Source organism: Oenococcus sp., assembly GCF_047725585.1.
In the GTDB taxonomy this organism is placed as follows: Bacteria; Bacillota; Bacilli; order Lactobacillales; family Lactobacillaceae; genus Oenococcus; species Oenococcus kitaharae_A.
Genome location: NZ_JBDNNF010000007.1, coordinates 66,139 through 89,724 on the forward strand (window position 1 = coordinate 66,139; position 23,586 = coordinate 89,724).

Consider the following 23,586-nt stretch of genomic DNA (forward strand, 5'->3'; position numbering starts at 1 on the left):
CATGGCTAAAGTATTAATCATTGGCACAGGTGCTCGCGAGCATAGCCTAGCCAAAACATTTCTTGCAAGTAAGCATGTCGACACTGTGATTGTCGCACCTGGCAATGACGGGATGATAGAGCTTGGCATCCAGACTGCGTCCGTGGCCGTGGATGATTTACCCGGTTTGGTCGCTCTGGCGAAAAAAGAAGAGATCGACTTGACTTTTGTGGGCAGTGAAGAGCCGCTGGTTTTGGGCGTCGTTGATGCTTTTCAACAAGCCGGCCTGCGCATTTTCGGGCCAAATAAAGCGGCTGCTCAATTAGAAGGATCCAAGACATTCGCCAAAAAAATCCTGCAATTAGCCCAGGCACCGACGGCAGCTTATCATACGGTTAGTTCACTGGTCGATGCTGAAAAAATCGTGGCTGGCAAACAGCTGCCAGTTGTCTTTAAGCTAGACGGTTTAGCGGCAGGCAAGGGCGTCTCAATTATCAAAACGCGCCCAGAAGCTTCCGAAAAACTAGCTGAAATCTACAAAATCAATCCCGGCGAAAACCTACTGATTGAAGACTTCATGTCTGGGATAGAGTTTTCCATGTTTACCTTAGTCGGCAGTCATGGACAAATCGTTAACTTGCCAGCGGCTCAGGATCATAAGCGCCGTTTTGACGCCGACAAAGGGCCTAATACTGGCGGCATGGGTGCCTATAGCCCGATGCTGCAGCTGCCGGATTCAGTCTTACAAGAGACAACAGACAAAATTATTCTGCCGACAATCCGCGCCATGGCCGCTAATCAGACGCCTTTTGTCGGGGTCTTGTATTCCGGCTTGATGTTGACGCAAACTGGTGTTAAAGTCGTCGAATTCAATGTGCGTTTTGGCGATCCGGAAACACAAGTGGTGCTGCCTCAGCTGACCTCGGATTTTTACGAATTGATCTCAGATCTGCTTGCTGGCAAAACGACTCAGGCAGCTTGGCAAGATCAAGACGTGTATTTAGGCGTTGATATCGCAGCTCCGGGTTATCCCGAAGATGTTCAGCCGGGCTTCCTAACGCCACTGCCAGCAGACTTGCCAGATGGTTTTGAGATTGATTATGCAGCTGTTCGCAAGTCCGGCCAGCAATTCCTATCGACTGGCGGGCGTGTGGCGACGATCGTGGTGCACGCTGCGACAATGCTGGCGGCACAAGAAAAAATTTATAAATATTTAGATCAGGCACATTTAAAACTGGCTTATCGTCACGATATCGGTTATCAATTGGCCGCATTCCAAAAGAATTTTTCCCGGCAGCACTAAGATTTGACCTCCTCGGTCAATTTAGCTGTTGCTTTTTTACTGATCTTTGGTAAGATAAATAACAATCAAGCAGGTATATCGTCGGATAATGGCTGACAGTTTCTACCCAGCACCTATGCTGGACTATCTGTGGATGTGGTTCTTTTTGGCATCCGCAGGGACTTCTTGAAGCTTTCTGCGAATGCCTTTTTGTATATAAACGTGAGGATAATATGACAGATTTTTCTAACAAATATAAGAAACTCGGATTGACTTTTGACGATGTACTTCTGATCCCGGCCGCTTCAGACGTGACACCTGACCAAGTCAAACTGGGTACTGACCTGACGCCAACCCTGCATTTGAATATTCCGATTCTAAGCGCAGCCATGGATACGGTTACAGAACACGCCATGGCCGCGCAACTGGCTCTAAATGGCGGCATGGGCGTGATTCACAAGAATATGCTGATTGCAGATCAAGCTGCCGAAGTTGCCAAAGTCAAGGCAACAGCTGTTGATCTGACCAAGTATCCCAATGCGGCCACAGATGAAAAAGGCCAGCTGATCGTTGCGGCTGGTGTTGGTGTGACAAACGATACCTTAGATCGCGTCACTGCTTTAGTCTCAGCTGGCGTAAACGCGATCGTCGTTGATTCAGCTCACGGACATTCGGCTGGTGTTTTAAGAAAAATCCGTGACATTCGCAGCGCTTATCCGACTCTGAATATCATTGGCGGCAACATCGCAACTGAATCCGGCGCCAAAGCCTTATTCGATGCCGGTGCTGATGTTGCTAAAGTCGGTATCGGCCCTGGCTCGATCTGCACGACACGTGTCGTTGCCGGTGTTGGTGTTCCGCAAATTACAGCTATCACAGATGCTGCTCAAGCTGCGGCTGATTATGGCAAGACAATCATTGCTGATGGCGGTATGAAGTGGTCTGGCGATATCGTCAAAGCCATCGCTGCCGGTGGCAATGCCGTCATGCTGGGATCCATGTTGGCCGGCACCAAAGAAGCGCCTGGTGAAGTGATCACAGGCGAAGACGGCAAACAATACAAGACTTACCGCGGCATGGGATCAATGGCTGCCATGCAGAATGGCTCTAAAGACCGTTACTTCCAAGGCGAAGTCAAAGAGGTCAACAAACTGGTTCCTGAAGGCATCGAAGCCGTGACTGCTTATAAAGGCACTGTCGACGACGTGATCTTTGAAGACCTTGGCGGCATCCGTGCCGGCATGGGTTACACAGGTTCTGCCGACATCAAAGATCTGATCGAAAAAGCTGAATTTGTCCAGATTACAAATGCTGGCTTGATCGAATCTCACCCGCACGATGTCCATATTACAAAAGCTGCCCCAAATTACGTCCGGATTTGATAACGTTCGTGTTCTAATCGCATATAGTAATTCACGTCGAGAACAACGACGTGTTTTTTTGATTATTTAGAACTTTAGGAGATTTTATGGCTGGAATTGTCGTAGTAGGATCGCAATGGGGAGACGAAGGCAAAGGCAAGGTTGTTGACTTGTTTTGCCAAACGGCTGACGCAGTCGCCCGCTATCAAGGTGGTGATAACGCGGGTCATACGGTATATCATGGCGGCAATAAATTCGAATTGTCGGCGCTGCCGGTGGGTATTATCAATCCCAAACATTTAGCAATTATCGGCAACGGTGAAGTTGTCAATCCAAAAGAATTACTGACAGAAATGAAAGGCTTGTTGGAGCGCGGTATTGATCTATCCGGCTTGCGCATTTCGGATCGAGCACAGGTGATTATGCCATATCATATTGCCTTGGACGGCTTGGCAGAAGAAGCCAGCGGCGGCCGTATCGGTACGACGAAAAAGGGCATCGGTCCGACTTACGCTGATAAAATCAATCGGCAGGGCATTCGCATGGTGGATTTAATTGATCCAGAAGCCTTTGCCGAAGCACTAAAACAAGTGCTGCCTTTAAAGAATAATGAAATTACGAAATTATACGGCGGACAGCCTTTTGATTATGAGACTGTTTATAACGAATACAGCGCCTACGGAAAAGAACTAGCCAAATATGTGACGGATGTCACGGTTCTTATGGACGAATTGACGCGGGAAAACAAGCGGATCGTCTTTGAAGGCGCTCAAGGCGTCATGCTGGATATCGACCACGGTACTTATCCTTTTGTCACCTCATCAAATCCCGTTGGTGCCGGTGCTGCTGTTGGCACAGGTGTCGGCCCGGATAAAATCCATGAAGTTGCCGGCGTTGTCAAAGCTTATACTTCGCGTGTCGGTGAAGGGCCATTCCCGACTGAATTGAAAAACGAAATGGGCAGCCATATCCGCGAAATCGGTCACGAATACGGCGTCATTACGAAGCGTCCCCGCCGGATCGGTTGGCTGGACACAGTTGCTTTGCGTCACGCGGTTCTAGTCGCCGGCATCACGGAATTAGCAGTTAATTCTTTGGATGTGTTATCCGGCTTAAAAGAAGTTAAAATCGCGGTTGCCTACGAAAAAGACGGCCAGCGTATCGACAATTTCCCAGCCAATCTGCGTTTGCTAAAAGGCGCGACTGCGATCTATGAGACGCTGCCGGGCTGGTCGGAAGATATTAGTGATGACGCGCATTTTGAGGATCTGCCAGTCAATGCACAAAATTATTTAAAACGGATTTCCGAATTGCTGGAGCGGCCGCTATTGAGCTTTGCTGTCGGCCCGCATGCCGAACAGACTCACTTGCTGAAAGATCTTTGGTCTGACGGCAGAGAGGCGATGCATAGCGCATGATTGATCGATATACGAATCCGGAAATGGGCGCCGTCTGGGAACTGCAGAATCAGTACCAGACCTGGCTGGAAGTTGAAATTGCCGTTGACCAAGCTTGGGCCAATTATGGCGCGATTCCACAAGCTGATGTGGACGCCATTCGCGCTAAGGCACATTTCAATGTTGACCGAATCGCAGAGATCGAAGCACAGACGCATCATGATGTTGTCGCTTTTACGCGTGATTTATCAGAATCTTTGGGTCCAGAAAAACGCTGGATCCATTTTGGCTTGACCTCCACTGATGTTGTCGATACCGCACAAGGCTTGCGTTTAAAACAAGCTAATCAAATCATAAAAAAAGATTTAGCTGCCTATCTGGCCCAAATCAAGGTCATGGCGCTGAAATACAAAAAGACTGTCATGATGGGCCGGACACACGGTGTTCAAGCTGAGCCGACGACTTTTGGCTTGGTTGTGGCACGTTATTATGAAGAGACCCTGCGAAACATCCAGCGTTTTAATATCTCCTCTAAAGCACTAGAGACGGGTAAACTATCCGGTGCTGTCGGGACTTTTGCTAATATCCCGATGGAAGTCGAAGAGGACGCGATGGCCCAATTAGACTTGACGCCTCAGCCGATCGCTTCTCAAGTCCTACCGCGTGATCTGCATGCGGCTTATATCAATGACATTGCTTTAATTGCGACTGGGATTGAGAATTTTGCCACGGAAATTCGCGGCCTGCAGCGCTCAGAAATTCATGAAGTCGAAGAGAATTTCGCGGCCGGTCAAAAAGGGTCTTCATCGATGCCACATAAAAGAAATCCGATTGGTTCGGAAAACATGACCGGTCTGGCCCGCGTGATTCGCGGCCACATGCAGACAGCCATGGATGACATCACTTTGTGGCATGAACGCGATATTTCTCATTCATCGGCCGAACGGATTATCCTGCCGGACACGACGATCCTGATCGATTACATGCTTCAGCGTTTTACCGGCATCCTCAGCAAGTTGGCTGTCTTTCCGGAGACGATGAAGGCAAACATGCACCGGACTTACGGCCTGATTTATTCGCAGCGTCTGCTGTTGAAGCTGATCGATAAAGGCCTCAGCCGAGAAGAAGCTTACGATACAATTCAGCCTTTGACAGCCCGTTCCTGGGACGAACACAAGATGTTCAAGGATCTGGTCGAAGGGGATAGCAAAGTAACAAAAATTTTGACTCAAGCAGAAATCGACGACGCTTTTGATTATCACTATCATCTGCGCAATGTCGACAAAATATTTGAACGGATAGGTTTGGAGGAATCATGAACGCGTTAGTGAGCCACCCGGCGATTAAATCAGTCTTAGCCACGGAAACGGATATCTCGGCAGTTGTCCAGCATCTAGCTGATCAATTGGACGAGAAATTTGCTGACTCTGATCCACGGCCGCTTTTTATCTCTGTGCTAAAAGGGGCAGCGATTTTTACGACCGATCTGTTGCGGAAGATGACTGTCGATGTTGATTTGGATTACATCGACGTCAAGTCCTACAATAATACCGAGTCGACTGGCAATATTCGCGTCACCCATGATGTCGATACGGATATGACGGGCCGTGATGTCGTGGTCGTTGATGAGATTGTCGATACTGGCCGCACAATGAAGTGGCTGCGCGATTATTTCATGTTAAAAGGCGCCAAGTCAGTCACAACGGTCGTCTTGACTGATAAAAAGGCCGCTCGCATCGTCGAAGTCCCGATTGATTACGCGGGTCTGCAAGTGCCGAACTCATTCTTGGTCGGTTACGGTATGGATTACAATAGTTATTTTCGCAATCTGCCCGTGATTGCGATCATTGATACGACAAAATTGGATACGATTAAGTAATGGTAGAAATCGATAAAAAATACGACAAAGTCTTGGTGCTGGATTACGGCAGCCAATATAATCAATTGATTACACGCAGAATCCGTGAATTCGGCGTTTTTTCCGAATTGAAATCGCGCAAGATGACGATTGACGAAATCAAAGCCTATGCACCAAAGGCGATTATCTTATCCGGTGGGCCAAAATCCGTCTACGCCGAGGATGCTTTTACGATTGATCCAGAGATGTTTGAATTGGGCATTCCGCTACTAGGTGTCTGCTACGGCATGCAGTTGATTGCCTATCGCTTGCCAGGCGGTAAAGTCACTGCCAATCAGGGAAACGGCGAATTCGGCCAGGCAGCATTGCATTTTGATGAAAAGTCGCTTTTGTTTGCTGACACACCCGAAGACCAAAAAGTCTTGATGAGCCACGGTGATTCTGTCGAGACGGTGCCGGATGGTTTTGTCATTGCAGCCAGCACGGACAAGACGAAAATCGCGGCCATGGCTGATGATGCCAAGAAACTTTATGGTGTCCAATTCCACGCCGAGACGACCTTGTCTGAATATGGTAATCAGATTTTAAAGAATTTCGTCTTCAAGATTGCCGGCTGCCAGGCTAATTGGCAGATGAAAGATTTCATCGAAGACCAGATTGAAAAAATCCGTGCTGAAGTCGGTGACAAGAAGGTCCTGTTGGGACTTTCCGGCGGTGTCGATTCTTCAGTCGTCGCTGTTCTTTTACATAAAGCTATCGGTAAACAACTGACTTGTATTTTCGTTGATCATGGCCTCTTGCGTAAAAATGAGGCCGCAATGGTCATGGATTCTTTGGTCGGCAAGTTTGGTTTGAACATTATCAAAATTGACGCACAGCAGCGTTTTTTGTCTAAATTAGCGCATGTGACCGAGCCTGAGAAAAAACGCAAGATTATTGGTAGGGAATTTATCGAGACCTTTAATGACGAAGCCAAGAAGCTGAAAGGGATTGAATTTTTAGCTCAGGGCACTCTGTACACGGACGTGATTGAATCTGGGACGGATACGGCTCAGACGATCAAATCCCATCATAATGTCGGTGGCCTGCCTAAAGACATGCACTTCAAATTGATCGAGCCTTTACGCACCTTATTTAAGGACGAAGCCCGTGAATTGGGTGAAGAGCTGGATATGCCGCATGCCTTGGTCTGGCGTCAGCCATTCCCAGGTCCAGGATTGGCTATTCGTATTTTGGGTGAAATTACCGAAGAAAAACTGGCGATTGTTCGTGATTCCGATGCGATTTTGCGTGACGAGATCGCTAAAGCCGGTCTTGAAGACAACGTCTGGCAGTATTTCACGATCCTGACCGGCCTGCGCTCTGTTGGCGTTATGGGCGACGGCCGTACGTATGACTGGACGATCGCCATCCGCGCCATTACCTCCATTGACGGTATGACGGCTGATTTTGCCAAACTGCCATGGGACTTATTAGGCAAGATTTCTGAACGCATCGTCAATGAAGTCGGCCATATTAATCGCGTTGTCTACGACATCACGAGCAAGCCACCCGCAACGATAGAGTGGGAATAATTAAGTAACCATATTTGAAGCTTAAACAGCGGTATAAAGGCGTTTTAGATTTTTATTATTGGGTTCAAACTCCGCCAAATCCGCCAAAATTATAAGGTGCTCCGCCGCAACTCCGCTAGAATCCGGTGGATTAGGACTGCCGCTTGTAAAACTCATGGAAATTCGCTGGAACTTAACTGGTTCTGGCGTTTTTTTGTTGAGATTAAAAATAATGGTAATTTTTCCTTTAAATGGTCAGGCCATTTGTTGGTGGCTATAGGATTAAAAGGTTCTGTTGCAAAGTTTTAAATCTACTATCAAATAAGGTAGAATAATAGAAAAAGATAGCAGGAGGAATGACGATTCAAACACTATTAAATTTTATATAAACAACTACGATAGTGAAGTTCAAATAAAAAAAGACAGCGAGATTTTAACTCGCTGTCTTTTTTTATTTGAACTAATGAATTGTAAAATCATTTTAACCTTGTAGTTTGTCTTTATTTTTCTTTTTCTTGTTCTTCGATATGAGTTGAAACTTGCTCAAGAATACTAAAAATATGAAGATCGTCAAGGCTATAAATCATATTTTTACCAGCTCTTTTTGATTTTACTAATCTTGAAGTCTTTAAAGTTTTTAACTGGTGAGAAATGGCTGATTGTTCCATACTTAAAGACTGCGCAATTACTCCAACACTAAGTTCTTCTTTCTGTAAAAGAAATAAAATTGAAAGACGTGTAGGGTCACTAATCATTTTAAATATCTTACTTACCTCTTGGATAGAATCATTTGTTAACGGAGAAGTTGATGATGATTTCATAAAACTTCCTCTCTTTCATATGTGTGTTCGTTCATGTTTAGGTTAGCACAAGATTTTTATAAAGCAAGGTTTTTCCATAAGCAGAGCTGTTTTATAGTCCAATTTTTTTATTAACTAAATAAGATAACTATTTTTTTGACAAATCAGATAGAGCAATATATAATGAACGCATAAACATATGAATGTTATTTCATATGTAATTCGTAAGCGTTACGATTTCAAAAAAATAGTTTTATTAAGAAGGGTGATAGAAATGAAAGAGATTCAAGAGCAACACTCACACGAAAATAATAGTCACGATCATGACCATGATCATGGGAAAATGCCAATTATTTTGTACTTTATTGGTTTAGCATTGGCAATTGTTGCGCTGTTCTTAAGTGACGAATATCAATTCATAAAAAACATCATGTTCTCACTCGCTACAATCAGCGCTGGGTATCATGTCATTGTTCTTGAAGGCCTTGGAGAAACAATTGAGAACTCAAAAAACCAAAAAAAGTTCATGCCTAATTCTCATATTTTAATGGGATTAGCGGCAATCGGAGCTTCTTTAATGGGGAATTTTTGGGAAGGAACATTATTGATTCTTATTTTTTCTGGAGCACATTTTTTGGAAGATTATGCAGAAGGAAGAAGCAAACGAGAAATAACGAAATTACTCGAAATGAATCCAACGACTGCCCGGTTAATCCTACCTGATGGCAGTACAAAAAATGTAGATGTCAGTGAATTAAAAGTGGGAGATCAACTTCAAGTTTTGAATGGCGATCAAGTACCTATTGATGGCGTCATTTTGTCTGGATCTACATCCATTGATGAGTCGTCTATTAATGGAGAAAGTATCCCGAAAGAGAAATACAAAGGAGATGGCGTCTTCGGGAGTACAATTAATGGAACAGGTAGCTTCACGATGAAAGTCACCAAAGAAAACGAAGATACAGTATTTTCAAAAATTTTACAATTAGTGAACCAGAACCAAGATAACCAAACAAAAGCTGCGAGTATTATCCAAAAATTTGAACCCAAATACGTCACAGTTGTTTTAATTGCCATTCCGTTATTCATGTTATTGGCACCTTTTCTACTTGATTGGACATGGTCACAAAGTGTCTATAGAGGATTAGTCCTTTTAGTTGCAGCTTCACCGTGTGCTTTAGCAGCAGCTACTGTCTCGGCAACGCTATCGACGACTTCTAATTTAGCCAAAAAAGGAGTCCTTTCAAAAGGTAGTTCTTACCTGTCTCAATTAGCCGATATTAAAGCAATTGCATTTGATAAGACGGGCACCTTGACCAAAGGAAAACCTGAAGTAACCAATTATTATTTTGCTGATTCCGTGAACGAAGAAAACATGATTGATATCGTAGTAGCTCTTGAAAAAGAATCCAATCACCCTTTAGCAGATGCTATTCTAAGAAAGTTTGAGCAAAAAAACAAACTAACTATTGATGTAGAAAACCAGATTGGTAAAGGATTGACAGGAGATTACAAAGGGAGAAATTATCGTATAGGAAAACCGACTTCGTTTGATGATGTTTCAGATGAGTATAGTCGTTTAAATAATGAATGGGCTTCAGAAGGTAAGACAGTCGTGTACGTAGCAGTAGATGAAGAGGTTCTAGGCCTTATTGCCCTCATGGACATTCCAAGTGAACATGCAAAAGCAACCATTGAGTATTTCAGAAAACAAGGTATACACACCACATTAATTACTGGTGACTCAGAAATGACGGGAAAAGCGGTTGCTAAACAATTGGGAATAGATGAAGTGATTGCAAATGTCATGCCGGAAGACAAATCCAGAATAATAGACGAACAAAAAGAAAAATACGGTGTGACCGCCATGGTTGGAGACGGTGTAAATGATGCTCCTGCTCTTGTTAATGCAGATGTGGGAATCGCTATGGGAGATGGGACTGATGTGGCAGTAGAGGTATCTGATTTAGTTTTAATGCAAAACAATTTATCAAAATTGGTACAATCTCATAATATTTCTTCGAAAATGAACCGTGTTATTTGGCAGAATATTATTTTTTCAATGGCCGTTGTTGCTTTTTTAATTGTCGTTAGTTTCTTGGGCTTAACGGATATTGCCATCAGTGTCATTATTCATGAAGGAAGTACATTGGTTGTTATTTTGAATGGACTTCGATTGCTAAGGGCAGTCTAAAGAATGATTGCACACCTTCAAATTAATCGAGTAATAGAGATAATTAAGGATTACACTACATTTTTTATCTCTATTATTTATTTATATTTATCTAGATGTTCAAAGTCAAAATGATATGTCAACCATACTCTTGTGGCGTGACTTGAATACAAGACACATGAAATTATATAAAATCGTGTATCGAGAATCCTATATCTATAGGGTTCTTTTTTTATACCGGTGTCCAATACACGATTTCGTGGTATAATGAATGAAATCATGTATCTTTTTTGTGAGAGGAGAGACCATTTCAATGAGTTATAATGTACAACCATTACGAACGCAGCAAGAAATCAACGACTTTTTATTCTGTTTAAGACGCAACAAAAACGCCGAACGCGACGTTTTCTTGTTTTTGATCGGCATTAATAGCGGTTTACGCATGTCTGATATCGTGAAATTAAAGAAAAAAGACGTGATTTCCTCGAAAAACCCACGTATTGTGGAGCAAAAAACCGGAAAAACACGCATTTTATATTTAAGCAGCCTGCAGGAGTTGATCCAGGACTACACGAAAGACCTGAAGCCAGAAGATTATTTGTTTCCCAGTACTAAAGGCGGTCATTTAGAAGTCAATACGGTCTATCAGATGTTTCAAAAGGTCGCCGCATTATTAGATCGGGACGATATTGGCACGCACACGCTGCGCAAGACATTTGGTTACCACTATTACAAGAAAACCAAAGACGTGGCTACACTCATGGAAATATTCGGTCACAGCAGCGAAAAAATCACCAAACGCTATATCGGGATCAATGAAGATGAAATCAGTGAGACATTGTTGAACTTCCGTTTAGGTTTCTAACTTTAAGACAATATTTTCAAGAATTCATTGTTTTTTGATATCTAGATAAATTCACGAAAAAAGTATCTAAGATAGCATAGATATCTTGGTTCTGTTGCAAAGTTTTAAATCTACTATCAAATAAGGTAGAATAATAGAAAAAGATAGCTGAGGTTATAACGAAGATAATAGCCAACGGCTACAATAATCACATCTTTTTGAAATTGTTTGCCTTTAAAATGATCCATTTTCATTCCTCCAAGCTATCCTTTTACTCTAATTTACCCTAAAATAAACTTATCAGAAAAACTTTGCAACAGAACCCAATTAAGAGGAATCTTTCAGGATTTGGGAGGAATTATTAGCTTGGAATCAGCTAAATTTGAACTGCTGGAAAATACAGATATTACAACGTTTTTTATCGATCGGCCATGGATTGTATATCGCACTAATTCAAATATCGATTCGCTAGGATTTCGATTTGGAGTACCGAATCCAGAGGGTTCGAATAGAGCTTCTAAAATGAGCTCTATAATCGCAGCGGCACATGCGAATAATCGGACGGGAGCTCTATTAACTTTTTTATTTTCCACATCTCAATTGCGTCCGATTATCACAGAGTACCTTAATAGAGCCCCATACTCCCAGTTAAATGAAATCGAGGAGTTCAATCCGGTCGGTCTCTCTGGAGATGTTTCCAAAGATATCGCAATCGTTGCTAATGAAATTCAACGGGTTATTCTTGAAAAAATAAATGGGATATTGTTATACAGTGGTGCCAAGCTGGTATCTAATAGCAATTCGTGGAGTATTATTTCTGTAGACGCAGAAGTTACAATTTCTGTTCCAACGCAACGAATAAATGCAGGTTATATTTCCGAACTATTATCCCATGGCCTTGATGCATTAAAAGATGAGGACTTTGATAGCATTGTGACAAAGTCTCGGACACTCATTGAAGATGTTTTTTTGCAAATATTAGAGGATAATCACATACAGTTTAAACAAAATGGCAACATAACCCAGTATCGTAATTTGGTGATTAAATTGCTAGGTATGAGGCCGTCTGAAGTTTGGAATCCACGGATAACAAAAATGGTTAGTCATCTGAATGCCATTACAGATTTAATTGCTGAAATGCGCAACAAAGATAGTGATGCACATGCAAGTAGTGAACGTGTGAAGATACAGGCTGCTGAAGCTGAACTATTATTGAACACCTCTGTTAGCCTAGCTACATATTATCTTAGAATTAATGATCGGCATTTGTAGAGCTACGGTCTCAAAATTAATCAAGAAGAAAAATAAAAGGCGAAAGAAAACTAGGAGGAAATAACGTGAAAGATCAAAGTAATACAAATCTGCATGTTTCACGAGCTGGAAAGACTGATGAATTTTATACAGATATTTCAATGGTAGAAAATGAGTTGAAACATTATAGAGAATATTTTAAAGATAAAATTGTGTTTTGTAATTGTGATGATCCCGCGATGAGTAATTTTTGGAGATATTTTCAAATCAATTTTTATATGCTTGGTTTAAAAAAATTAATTTCTACCCACTTTGAAAAAGATAAGCCAAGCTATAAATTAGAAATTATTAGACAAGATGATAAGATTGGACAATTAGCATTTTTGCCGGATTATGTTCAAACGCCGTTACAGAGTGATGGAGATTTCCGGAGTCCTGAAGCAGTTGAATTGTTGAAACAAACCGATATCGTTGTTACAAATCCACCTTTTAGCTTATTTCGAGATTATATGGCTCAATTAAAGGCTTTTCATAAAGACTTTTTGGTGATTGGCAATCTTAATGCGGTGACCTATAAGGAAGTATTACCTTCTATTAGGTCAAATGAAATTTGGCTAGGTTATACGTCTGGGCATTTTTGGTTCAAAGTACCTCAAAGTTATGAAGAAAAAAGAACAGATTTTAAAATCGATGAAAATGGCCAGAAATGGCGAAGGATGGGCAATATATGCTGGTATACCAATTTAGATACCGCAAGTCGTCATGAAGATATAACCATTTTCAAAAAATATAGACCTGAATTATATCCATCATATGATAATTACGAAGCAATCGAAGTCCCTAAGGTTTCTGATATCCCAAGTGATTACAAGGGTGTTATGGGGGTTCCGATTACTTTCTTAACAAGGTTCAATCCGGACCAATTTGAAATTGTAGATGTTAAAAGTTCTGGGTTGCTGCTAACCCAAGGTAATGGAACAGTAAAATCTATGTATAAGCGCGTATTGATTAAAAACAAGAGGGTTCAGGGCTTATGAAAATTGAAAAATTAGATATACCAATACGAGATGTAATTAATGGCTATGTAGATTCGGAGGAAAATGGTGTTTTTGGTTATGATGGTAAGCTGAACATAAGGCCTGCTTTTCAGCGTGAATTTGTGTATAAACCAAAGCAGCGAGATGAAGTTATTAATACTGTCCGTAAAGGTTTTCCACTTAATGTGATGTACTGGGTGGTTGCTGACGATGGACATTATGAAATTTTGGATGGTCAACAGCGAACCGTTTCTATTTGTCAGTATGTACAGGGTGACTACTCTATTAACTTTAAATATTTCCACACGTTAACAAAAGAAGAACAAGACGAGATTTTAGATTATCCTTTGACCGTTTATATATGCACAGGTACTGATCGAGAAAAGCTTGATTGGTTTAAAGTTATTAATACCGTTGGCGAACAACTAACAACGCAGGAATTACGTAATGCTATTTACACAGGACCATGGTTAACTGATGCAAAGAAGTATTTTTCCAAGTCTCAGTGTCCTGCTTATCAAATCGGTGCGGACTATTTATCTGGTTCAACTATTCGCCAGGAATTTTTGGAAACTGCCCTTAAATGGTTGTCTGTACAACAGAAAATTGAAATTGAAGAATATATGGCGGCTCATCAGTTTGATGAAAGCGCAATTGAGCTCTGGTTATACTTTCAAAATGTTATTAACTGGGTAAAATCAATTTTTCCTAATTATCGAAACCTAATGAAGGGCCTAGATTGGGGTCCGATTTACGATAAATATCATTCTGGCAATTACAATCCCAAAGAGCTTGAAGATAGGATTGTAGGATTACTTGAAGACGAAGATGTGTCTAAACCAAAGGGCATTTTTGAATATGTGCTTGGTGGACCAGAGCGTTTATTGTCAATCAGGGGATTTAAAGATAAAGACAAGCGATTAGTATATGAAAAGCAACGGGGGGTTTGTCCTGTTTGCGGAAAGCATTTTGAATTTGATGAAATGGAAGGTGACCATATCACCCCTTGGTCTCAAGGTGGACATACGGTTATTTCCAATTTACAGATGTTGTGTAAGGACGATAACCGAAAAAAATCTGGTATTTGATCATGACGAAAAGGAGCAGGTTAGAAAGTAGGTTGATAGAACAGAAGCTATCTAATAATCGACGTGCAGAATATGTGGACATTTTTTCAGAAGTGTCCGATACTATTTTTCAATTATGTTCAGATCGAATTAATAACCGAATTGGTTTTCTAGAGCAAATCAGTGGTAACAAAATTACTCAAGAGCAAACTGCGCTGAGTAAATCTTTTACGCGGCCCGATGTTGATGTTGGTGCAATTAATCGCATCCTAAAAAACAACCATAAAGAAGGTAAGAACAAATTCTTGTTTCCAGTTTTAAGTGCTAAAAAATATTATCTGGCCTTTCAAGAAGAACTTGGATTTCCAGGTCCCTATGAAATTCTTTGGGGAACTATGTCAGAAATTTGTAATTATTTGCCGACAATATTTGTGAAATTATGTCAGGCAGAGTGCAGGTTAGAGAAAAAATTGATGTCTGATAAAGAGAGCAATGACCAACTGACTGAAAATATGACACCTATTCAAAAGAGATTAGAAAATTTCTCTGGTAAGAACTTCGAGGACCAATGCGAAGATGTTTATAGAATCATGCGTGTTTCCGTCCTTGAAGATTGGGTTATTTTTACAACGAATCAAACTGAGAACAATTTTGCTATTGTCGAAAATCGATCGGAGTCTGAAGTATCGGGAATTGAAGGCAATGATAAGGTCAATGACTCTGTTCCTAATGAGTATAGAGGGTTTGCGGAGATCAATCGGTCCTTGTGTAGTTTTGCAGAGGGCCCGTTGCTCAGAATAATCGGACAAGGAATTTACGACAAGAAATAGAATATTACATATTGATTATGTGAAGCTCGCCTAATACAAAGGTGAGCTTTTTATTTGCAAAAGTTTAGGTTTGTCAATGGTGACAAAAAAAAGAGCCTTGAAAATTGCAGACATTTTAGTTATGAGCAGAACTTGAGAAACTAAATGTGCCAGGCCTGGCGAAATCAAATTTAAGGACGTAATTATCATGAAATTAGGAAAAGCAAAACTCTCTGAAGTCGAAATTAGTAATGTTGAAAAGCCAAAAGAAGCGCGTGTGGTATCAGTCTCGAAGAGCCCAAGGTATGGAGACAACGGCGAGCCGATTAATGGTTCTGTTGCAAAAATAGCTTGTCAAGTGGTTGATTCGACCAAAGCAATCCTCCTTGAAAAAGCAGGGGATGACGTAAGTGACCTCAAGACTTTTAGCTTGGAGCTGGTCGGAGACGAAAAAGATTTGTTAGAAGTATCAGAGGCATCCCTTCTTGGGACGGATATTCAGCTAGCGAACGCCAAAGTGATGCTGAAGTGGAGCACTGGCCGAACTAGTGGTTGGCGTGAGTTGAAACTAGTTATGAACATTAGTAACGAAAAGTAGGCATTAAATGAATACAAATAAAAATATTCTGCTCGGTCTTACGAAAACAAAAAAGCATCATTTAGAAAATTCTCAGTTATTTAATAGATGCCAAACTGAATCGTTGTTTGAGTCAGTATTTAAGATTTTAACTGGAGAAAGGGGATTTTTCGAATGATAGAACAACTAAAAGAGATCATGAGTCGTCTAATGCCAATATCTACCCATAAAGCAAAATTGAACCTGTATGAAACTATGGAACGCGCAAACCAAAGAGCACGCTTGCGTAGACATCTTTTTTTCAAAATTTGGTTGATTGTGACAACTGCAATCAGCTTTTGGGAAGTACTTAGACTGATATGGTCACAAATTAATGGTCAGAAAGAATCTCTGGACATGCAGCCAACTATTTTAATGATGGTCGGATTGGGCTTTTCTGTGTTAATCCATGCTTTATGGAAATACCTCCATGGTAAAAACTCACCCATCGAGCGTTGGCAGCTAGCAAACCTGCTCTGGCGGTTTTCGGAGACTGCGTCTCTTCTTAATTCAGACAAAGGTAATTCCAAAAAATCTATTAGATGGGAGTATATTACTACCTTTCCAGAGGTCACACTTGTCCTTCTAGCAGGTGGCAGTTTAAGTTCTGAGATAGAGCACGACATCAGTCGCCGGTTGGTTGCCTTTCTCGCTAAAGAGACAACTAACTATTGGGAACTTGTAAATACGGGCAATCAAAATGGCGTGATTACAATCCGACTTACCCATCTTCGAGACAAACGAATTATTATTGACGACTTAGCAAAGCTAAGAAGAAGTGAGCAAGTGAATATACAGTTGACTCATAAGCTCTCATGGACTGCTAGACAGCAGATGGGGGAGATTGTCGGACCCACAGGATCGGGAAAAACAAGTTTACTGAAATCAATCATCATTTCTTTCCTGGTCAATGACAAAAATAACAGAGTTTATACGATTGACGGCAAGGCCGCATTTCTTGGACAATCTATGAAACGTTTGGGCAATGTGGCGACGAATCCAGCCGAGGCTGTCCAGTTAACGGATAAATTATGTCAGATTATGGCAGAACGATATCAAGAACTTAATTCGGATGTTAATGATGAGCGGGACATTACTTATGCTGAAAAGTTTCACAACGGCAGCGTTCTTCTGGTTGTTGACGAAATACTAGCATTGATAACGAATATGCAGGCCAGCGATCGACAAATAAGTCCATCTGAGAGGCTATATCCACGTTTCAACGCAAACCTATTGTCTTTAATTAATAAAGGACGCCAAAGTTCGATTTCAGTGGTGGTGTCTGGGCAAATGATTCCGGCAACGATATTGCCAACAGAGGCCAGAATTTCTCTTGGAATGCGTATTAGTTTGGGTAGCACATCACCTCAGCAAGCACAAGAAGTCTTCGGGGTTAGTAGTCGTGAATTACCTTCTGTAGACGTCGCAAATTATGGCGGACTAATCTGGTTGGACGGACTGAACTGGGATGGACCAAGAGCGTTTTTGCCATCTAGATATGATGATCAAAAATTGCCGTTCAAAGCCACTCTATCAAAACTTGCTGAAGGTCGTCGTGGCGGTGGCGGAACGCCACAAGCTACGGCAAAAAGTAAGGACTTGCCTGTTACTTGACAGACAGGCAAGATAAGCTGACTGAGCTGATGGAAAAAAATTATAACGCCAAGTTTGTCAGGTTCGATGATCACATTGAAATTCTATACTATGGACATTTACGAACTCGATTGGTTGGAGCCGCTGGTGATAAATCAATAAAACAAAATAGGCAACAAACATCAATTGATGCGCAGACCCGTGATCAGCAACTTAGTGAACAGGCTTTTAAGATCAAGCGCAAGATTAACTATTATCTCAAAGCAAATTCGTTTGATTTGTTTTGGACACTCACCTTTGACGATCAAAAAGTAAATGCTAAGGATTATATCTATTCAAGAAAACGACTTCAAGCTTGGCTAAAATATCAGCGTGAGAAGTATGGTAAATTTGCGTATCTGTTTGTCCCAGAACTGCATCCTGAATCTGGCCGAATTCACTTTCATGGTGTAACCGGTGGCTTAGCTCCGCCCTTAACAGAAGCGAGATATCCCAAGAGCGGAAGACTAATTGTAAAGAACGGGGTACAGATATTTAACGCTGATAATTGGCAAAACGGTTTTAGTACTGTTAGTACTATTCAGGACAAGAATAAAACCGCGAACTACATTGCAAAGTACATTACAAAGGAATTGATGGAAATACCGACTGCCTATCATCAACCTCGATATTTTGTGGGTCGCGGACTCAAGCAACCGAAAATATCTTTTGGCAATATCAAAGGTGACGATTTAAAAATGTTTAAACCTAAATTCGTTGCTGGACATATTGATGTAAACACCAATCGTTTGGAGACAGATGTGGCAATGTATCAAATCGAAATTACCAAAGATGGTGAACTAAGACAGGAAATTCCACCTGAGACGATATGGAAATTAAATAAAGTTTGAAAGGAGGGCAAAACAGATGCTAATAAATAACAGCACGATTACAAAGCTAGATCTTGTTGAACTGGGCTATCGTGAGAATACAGCAATAGAAATAATTAGACAAGCAAAGAGAAGCATGATAAAACAAGGATATGAGTTTTACGCCAATCGTCGCCTTGGTCGGGTCCCGATTGAAGCAGTCGAGGCAATTATTGGAGCACCTTTATCTTTAACAAAAATAAAGGATGTGAAAAGAGATGGCAAAGACTAAGTTTGCAGGAGTATATAGCAGTCGAGATGGCCGCTTTTACTTTGATGTTCAGTTAGGAGTTGATACCACTACAGGGAAACGAATTAGAAAGAAGAGTGCCAAAGATGCGGATGGTCAATTTTTTACATCAGCCACTGCTGCACATAAAGAAGTTGTTAGATTAAAAGCAGAGTATGATCGCAATAGCGGCCATACGGCTTATGCCTTAACCTATGGTGTCTTTATGCGTCAAACTTATGTCCCATCCTATCAAACGAGTGTTCAGCCGGCCACATTTGAATCACGCAAGCAAGTACTCAATACTTTGATAAATAGGTTCGATGAAATTGAGCTTCGTAAAATTGACGTTCGAATGGTTCAGGATTTTAAAAATTGGTTAATGAGCCGTACTGGGTATTCACAAAGTTATTCGAGCATGATTTTCGGAACTTTTCGAAAGACTCTTGATTTTGCCGTTGAAATGAATTATTTGCCCAGTAATATATCTAAAAGGGTCAAAGCCGTTCCAAAGGGTCGCGCTACCGTCCCATATTGGACAAAAGCTGAATTTCAAGCAGTGCTAAATCAGATATGTATTGCTGATTACTATGAACATTTGAATTTTGTGATGTTGTACTGCTATTTCATGACCGGCGTTAGAGTGAATGAGGGGATGGCTTTACAATGGGCTGATGTGGACTTTACTCATGAACAAATGCGTGTGACCCATATGCTAGTCCTCAAGAGCAAAAATAATTGGGAAAGGCATAATTACACGAAGACAGAAGCTGGATTGCGCACAATCTCACTAGATCAAGATACGTTAGAAATACTGCGTGTGTGGAAGAAAAGACAAAGAAATAATGGCTTCGGAAATCCAGATGATTTCATTTTCAGTTATGATGGAAATCCTATGCTTAAGTCAACTTTGATGAGAATAATTAAGCGATACGCCAAATTAGCCAATGTTCATCCAATTCAAGGCAAGGGCCTTCGACATAGCCATGCTAGCTATTTGATTAATGAATTTAATGTTTCTGTTTTAGTTTTATCCAAACGATTAGGTCATTCATCGCCGGAAATTACGTTGAGGCATTATGCACACATGTATGTCGGTGCGGATAGAGAACTTGCTAAAATGATGTCAGGTCATATAGCATTTTCAACACCACCAAAAACGAGGGTAAATTTTACCGGAAATCAAGCAGTTGCTCCGCTGAAACTCCGCCCACAGAGTTTGAACGTGCAGAAAGCTTGATATATCAACGATTGTAATCGACCGTTACAATCGAGTGGGAATAATGAGTTATTAGAAAAAATCCCTTGTTTAAAGGCTTTCTAAGCACTCTGTAGCGGTTAGAGCTAACAAAGAGCTAACAATCACCCGTGAGGTATGGCAATTTGCAAATAGATGTCAAAATAAAAACTTCTAACGATAGGTTAGAAGTTTTTTTGTACTAGTTAGTGAATAAAAAACACCATGACAGGTAGTGTTTTGTGATATTGAATATTTGACTACTTATTCATTATAGGGGAGCCAAAGAGCTTTAGAGCGACCTAGATTAAATAAAGAACTCGATAGAAGAACCCGATTGAAAATGTTCGGTGCAATTAATCTTAATTTAGTCTTTGTTTAATCATTCTTTAATGCCCTAGCCATAACCTCTTTTGTGTTAGGAGAATATAATATATGGATTATGTGAAACGCGCTTTTCTTTATCTTAGGCGTAGGATTGGAAAAACATTATTACTTGTACTGGTGATGACTGCCATACTAACTTTTATGTTGGCGGGATTAATTATCCAGAATGCTGCTTTAACGGCTGTTAATAACAGTAAAAATGCAGTTGGAACTACCGTGACGCTTTCTGCGAATCGGGCAAAATTGTTCCAGCAGAATCAAGGTTCGGCAAGTTCGTCAACGCAGACTCCGCCTGTAGGCCGTTTTCGTATTAATGAGGCGATCATTGGACTTAACACTGCCAAAAAAATAGCTTCATTAGAAAACGTCGCAGCTTACCAGATTACGGCTAGCGCTAGTGTTAATGCTTCATCTTTCACAGCTGTCTTAAGCAGTAATTCAAATAGCAATGGTGGATTTGGCAGGATGCAAGGCATGGACTCTGGTGATATTAGTGTCTCGGGACTTTCATCCACTGCTGCCAATTCCAATTTCAAAAATAAAAATTATGTAATGAAAAAGGGCAGAGGTATTACCAGCTCAGACGTTAATACAAATAACGTCATTATTGAAGAAGTATTAGCTTCTAATAACCACATCAATGTGGGTGACACGATTAAAGTGAAGGATTCATCAAGTAATGTGAAAAATTTGAAGGTTGTGGGCATCTACCAGGCGAAAACAAGCACTGATCAGACTTTTGGCCAGATGCAAGATCCTTCAAATACGATTTTTTCGAGTTATACGCTTGCCTCTAGTTTGGCAGGAGATGCTGGAAAAGTTTCCAACGTTGTTTACACTTTGACAGACTCTAGCAAAGAAAAAGCTTTTGTGAAATCGGCCAAAAAAATTATCTCAGGCAACCTGCAACTCACCACTTCGGACCAGATTTACGAAATGCTGACTAGTTCGGTGAAATCAATTGAATCGATTGCGTCTAAAATTGTCTGGATCGTAGGCATTGCAGGGATTGCTATCCTGACCCTCATTCTTATCTTAATGGTCCGTGAGAGAAGGCATGAAATTGGTATCTTGATGTCCTTAGGTGAAGAAAAAGCAAAAATTATTGGTCAAATTTTTGTTGAAACGATCTCTGTGCTAGTACTTTCATTATGTTTCGCTGGTGTTTTTGGCAGTTTCTTTGGTAATAGCGTTGGCCAGCAACTAATTTCTCAGCAAAATACATCGCAGCAAAGTCTACGAAGCGGATTTGGAGGGCCTGGAGGCGGGAATCCAAACCAAGCTGGTCCGAATGGCAATGCTACTGGCTCAGGAAACCCAAGTAATTCAAGAGCTTTCGGTGGTCAAATGCGTCAATTTGGTACGACTCTCACTGGAAACTCTCAATTAAATAAACTCTCAACTCACGTTAACATTGGAACCTTGCTTGAACTCGGCGCTTTCGGTTTAGTTATCGTTGCTATAGCCACATTATTAGGAGCGATTCCTATTATCAGTCTCAAACCAAAAAGGATTCTAATTTCAGAATGAAGGAAAAACCATGACATTAACTGTTCAAAAATTAACACATTATTTCAACCATCCAGATGATTACCTATACAAAAATGTCAGTCTGAAATTCGATCCTGCCACACTATATGCAATTGTTGGGGAATCCGGATCCGGAAAAACAACCTTTGTCAGTTTTCTAGCAGGATTGGATTCACCTGTTTCTGGTGTGATTTGCTACAATGGCAAAGACATTCGTAAAATCGGTTTAACTAAATATCGAAATCAAGACGTGACGGTCGTTTTTCAGGCCTATAATTTGATGAATTATATGACCGCTTTAGAAAATGTTGTTTCGGCTCTATCAATCACGAAATCAAAACATGCTGGTAATCAGCAGTACGCGATTGACTTATTAGCTTCTGTCGGTATTGAAGGAGAATTGGCAACAAAAAACGTGCAAAAACTATCGGGTGGCCAGCAACAACGTGTGGCGATCGCACGCGCCTTAGCTGTAGATGCACCAATCGTAGTAGCTGATGAACCAACCGGTAATTTAGACGAGCAGAACACAAAAGAGATTACTGAGATTTTCCGGCGCGTTGCTCATCAATCGAAAAAAACCGTCATTATGATCACTCATGATCAAAAAGTAGCTGACATGGCGGATGTGAAGATTACGTTAGAAAATCGGCAATTTACTGTTAAAAATTCACCCGATAAGGTTTCAGATGATAAACCTCCAGCAGTTTCGATAAACTAAAAACATTTTTATAAAAGTAAATAAGGGGGCAGTCGCATTGTTGGCTGCTCTTTTTTTGTGGAGAGGAGGACGAAATTTAAGTTATTTGATCGTCATCCATGCAGAATTTTTCTAAAGTGACGGGTAACCAATGATGTAGACAAACACTCAGGAGATTATTTGGTAACAAATCAGTGCGCACATACTCATCGTGTTATAGTAGAGCCATTTATCAATAGGGAGGCCTCAAAATGTTCGGCTTTTTTTCTTACAGTATCATTATGGAAATCACTCCCGGCCCGAATAATTTGATGGCTTTACAAGAAAGCAGGCAGCACGGTTTTCGCGGCTCGATACCGTTTTTAAACGGTCTGTTTGTCAGCTTTTTTATCTTGGATTTTCTGGCTTTCTTTTTTACTGATTTTTTAAAATCGATCTCTGCCACAGCGGTCTTGCTGATGAAAATCCTCGGTTCCTTGTATCTGATTCATTTGATCCTGGATCTTTTCAGAACCAAGAGTGATACGCATGGGAAACAGAAAATAGTGTCATCCAATAGGCAATTTTGGGCAGGTATGCTTTTAAATCTAACAAACGTGAAAGTGATCCTCTATTTTTTAATTGGCTATATTTCCTTTTTTAATCCCTCTGTTTCAGAACAATCGCCTTCTGATTATTATTTTCGGTATCGTGATGTGCTCGATCACCGCTGTCTGCAACTTGCTTTGGGCCGGCGCGGGCTCTCTGTTTCAGAGATTGTTCCTGCGTCATGAACATGTGTTGAACATTATATTGGCAGTCTTGCTGCTGTATGCGACGGTGGAGATGTGGCAATGAAAATTGAAGATTTTTGTTTTCTTGGAATGAATCTAATCTAGTAAATAAAAGCAGGTTACCAATTTGATAGCCTGCTTTTTAATACATAATTTGTAATTTTAAAAAAACACAAATTAAAAGTTGCATTAAATCTATGTA

21 protein-coding genes, 1 pseudogene and 1 riboswitch are annotated in these 23,586 nt (G+C 41.0%); of the genes and pseudogenes, 20 read left to right on the plus strand and 2 right to left on the minus strand.

The window, feature by feature from the left end:
* Position 1: 1 nt before the first annotated feature.
* From purD to guaA, 6 genes are all read left to right on the plus strand, one after another.
* Positions 2–1,282: a phosphoribosylamine--glycine ligase gene (gene purD, locus ABF487_RS08350; RefSeq protein ID WP_415635003.1), complete on the plus strand. Its 1,281-nt coding sequence runs from the start codon at positions 2–4 to the stop codon at positions 1,280–1,282.
* Between the two features lie 51 nt (positions 1,283–1,333).
* Positions 1,334–1,428, plus strand: a riboswitch (purine riboswitch).
* 66 nt (positions 1,429–1,494) lie between these two features.
* The gene (gene guaB, locus ABF487_RS08355; RefSeq protein ID WP_415635004.1) at positions 1,495–2,643 is read left to right on the plus strand and encodes an IMP dehydrogenase; all 1,149 of its coding nucleotides are present in this window, start codon (positions 1,495–1,497) and stop codon (positions 2,641–2,643) included.
* A gap of 86 nt (positions 2,644–2,729) precedes the next feature.
* Positions 2,730–4,040, plus strand: a complete 1,311-nt coding sequence (locus ABF487_RS08360) for an adenylosuccinate synthase (RefSeq protein ID WP_415635005.1) — start codon at positions 2,730–2,732, stop codon at positions 4,038–4,040.
* Positions 4,037–5,338, plus strand: a complete 1,302-nt coding sequence (purB, locus tag ABF487_RS08365) for an adenylosuccinate lyase (protein WP_415635006.1) — start codon at positions 4,037–4,039, stop codon at positions 5,336–5,338. Before ABF487_RS08360 ends, purB begins: the two co-directional genes overlap by 4 nt.
* Positions 5,335–5,898 carry a hypoxanthine phosphoribosyltransferase gene (gene hpt, locus ABF487_RS08370; RefSeq protein ID WP_415635007.1) on the plus strand — a complete coding sequence of 188 codons (564 nt, stop codon included), beginning with the start codon at positions 5,335–5,337 and terminating at the stop codon, positions 5,896–5,898. The genes purB and hpt overlap by 4 nt, the downstream gene beginning before the upstream one ends.
* A complete protein-coding gene (gene guaA / locus ABF487_RS08375; RefSeq protein WP_415635008.1) occupies positions 5,898–7,451 on the plus strand; it encodes a glutamine-hydrolyzing GMP synthase in 1,554 nt (517 codons plus the stop codon). Before hpt ends, guaA begins: the two co-directional genes overlap by 1 nt.
* A gap of 479 nt (positions 7,452–7,930) precedes the next feature.
* Here guaA and ABF487_RS08380 read toward each other — a convergent pair whose 3' ends face one another.
* Positions 7,931–8,251, minus strand: a complete 321-nt coding sequence (locus ABF487_RS08380; RefSeq protein WP_086270979.1) for an ArsR/SmtB family transcription factor — start codon at positions 8,249–8,251, stop codon at positions 7,931–7,933.
* Between the two features lie 253 nt (positions 8,252–8,504).
* Here ABF487_RS08380 and ABF487_RS08385 point away from each other — a divergent pair, with 253 nt between their 5' ends.
* A complete protein-coding gene (locus ABF487_RS08385; protein ID WP_003680028.1) occupies positions 8,505–10,424 on the plus strand; it encodes a heavy metal translocating P-type ATPase in 1,920 nt (639 codons plus the stop codon).
* 292 nt (positions 10,425–10,716) lie between these two features.
* Complete coding sequence (locus ABF487_RS08390; protein WP_003680030.1) at positions 10,717–11,268, plus strand: tyrosine-type recombinase/integrase; 552 nt, start codon at positions 10,717–10,719, stop codon at positions 11,266–11,268.
* 143 nt (positions 11,269–11,411) lie between these two features.
* On the opposite strand, the pseudogene ABF487_RS08395 reads toward ABF487_RS08390, so the two are convergent.
* Positions 11,412–11,495 (minus strand): annotated as a pseudogene (locus ABF487_RS08395) (IS6 family transposase); the annotation flags it as partial.
* Positions 11,496–11,613: 118 nt separating this feature from the next.
* Between ABF487_RS08395 and ABF487_RS08400 the strand changes: the two are divergent.
* The 12 genes from ABF487_RS08400 (at position 11,614) to ABF487_RS08455 (ending at position 23,384) form a co-directional block, all read left to right on the plus strand.
* Complete coding sequence (locus tag ABF487_RS08400; RefSeq protein ID WP_415632980.1) at positions 11,614–12,519, plus strand: abortive infection family protein; 906 nt, start codon at positions 11,614–11,616, stop codon at positions 12,517–12,519.
* A 65-nt stretch (positions 12,520–12,584) separates the two neighbouring features.
* Positions 12,585–13,535: an adenine-specific methyltransferase EcoRI family protein gene (locus ABF487_RS08405; RefSeq protein ID WP_415632981.1), complete on the plus strand. Its 951-nt coding sequence runs from the start codon at positions 12,585–12,587 to the stop codon at positions 13,533–13,535.
* Positions 13,532–14,623 (plus strand): HNH endonuclease family protein, encoded by a 1,092-nt coding sequence (locus ABF487_RS08410; RefSeq protein ID WP_415632982.1) that lies wholly within the window; start codon positions 13,532–13,534, stop codon positions 14,621–14,623. Before ABF487_RS08405 ends, ABF487_RS08410 begins: the two co-directional genes overlap by 4 nt.
* 32 nt (positions 14,624–14,655) lie before the next feature.
* On the plus strand, positions 14,656–15,432 hold the full coding sequence (locus ABF487_RS08415) for a hypothetical protein (protein ID WP_415632983.1): 777 nt from the start codon (positions 14,656–14,658) through the stop codon (positions 15,430–15,432).
* Between the two features lie 187 nt (positions 15,433–15,619).
* Positions 15,620–16,009, plus strand: a complete 390-nt coding sequence (locus ABF487_RS08420; protein ID WP_415632984.1) for a hypothetical protein — start codon at positions 15,620–15,622, stop codon at positions 16,007–16,009.
* 153 nt (positions 16,010–16,162) lie between these two features.
* Positions 16,163–17,641 (plus strand): FtsK/SpoIIIE domain-containing protein, encoded by a 1,479-nt coding sequence (locus ABF487_RS08425; protein WP_415632985.1) that lies wholly within the window; start codon positions 16,163–16,165, stop codon positions 17,639–17,641.
* Positions 17,642–17,670: 29 nt separating this feature from the next.
* Positions 17,671–18,510: a hypothetical protein gene (locus ABF487_RS08430; RefSeq protein ID WP_415635009.1), complete on the plus strand. Its 840-nt coding sequence runs from the start codon at positions 17,671–17,673 to the stop codon at positions 18,508–18,510.
* 16 nt (positions 18,511–18,526) lie between these two features.
* Entirely contained in the window at positions 18,527–18,760 is a 234-nt protein-coding gene (locus ABF487_RS08435) for a DUF3173 family protein (RefSeq protein WP_415632987.1), read from the plus strand.
* A complete protein-coding gene (locus ABF487_RS08440; protein WP_415632988.1) occupies positions 18,747–19,997 on the plus strand; it encodes a tyrosine-type recombinase/integrase in 1,251 nt (416 codons plus the stop codon). Before ABF487_RS08435 ends, ABF487_RS08440 begins: the two co-directional genes overlap by 14 nt.
* 432 nt (positions 19,998–20,429) lie before the next feature.
* The gene (locus tag ABF487_RS08445; RefSeq protein ID WP_415635010.1) at positions 20,430–21,911 is read left to right on the plus strand and encodes an ABC transporter permease; all 1,482 of its coding nucleotides are present in this window, start codon (positions 20,430–20,432) and stop codon (positions 21,909–21,911) included.
* Positions 21,912–21,921: 10 nt separating this feature from the next.
* Positions 21,922–22,632: an ABC transporter ATP-binding protein gene (locus ABF487_RS08450; RefSeq protein ID WP_415635011.1), complete on the plus strand. Its 711-nt coding sequence runs from the start codon at positions 21,922–21,924 to the stop codon at positions 22,630–22,632.
* Positions 22,633–22,862: 230 nt separating this feature from the next.
* Positions 22,863–23,384, plus strand: a complete 522-nt coding sequence (locus tag ABF487_RS08455) for a LysE family translocator (RefSeq protein WP_415635012.1) — start codon at positions 22,863–22,865, stop codon at positions 23,382–23,384.
* Positions 23,385–23,586 lie beyond the last annotated feature (202 nt).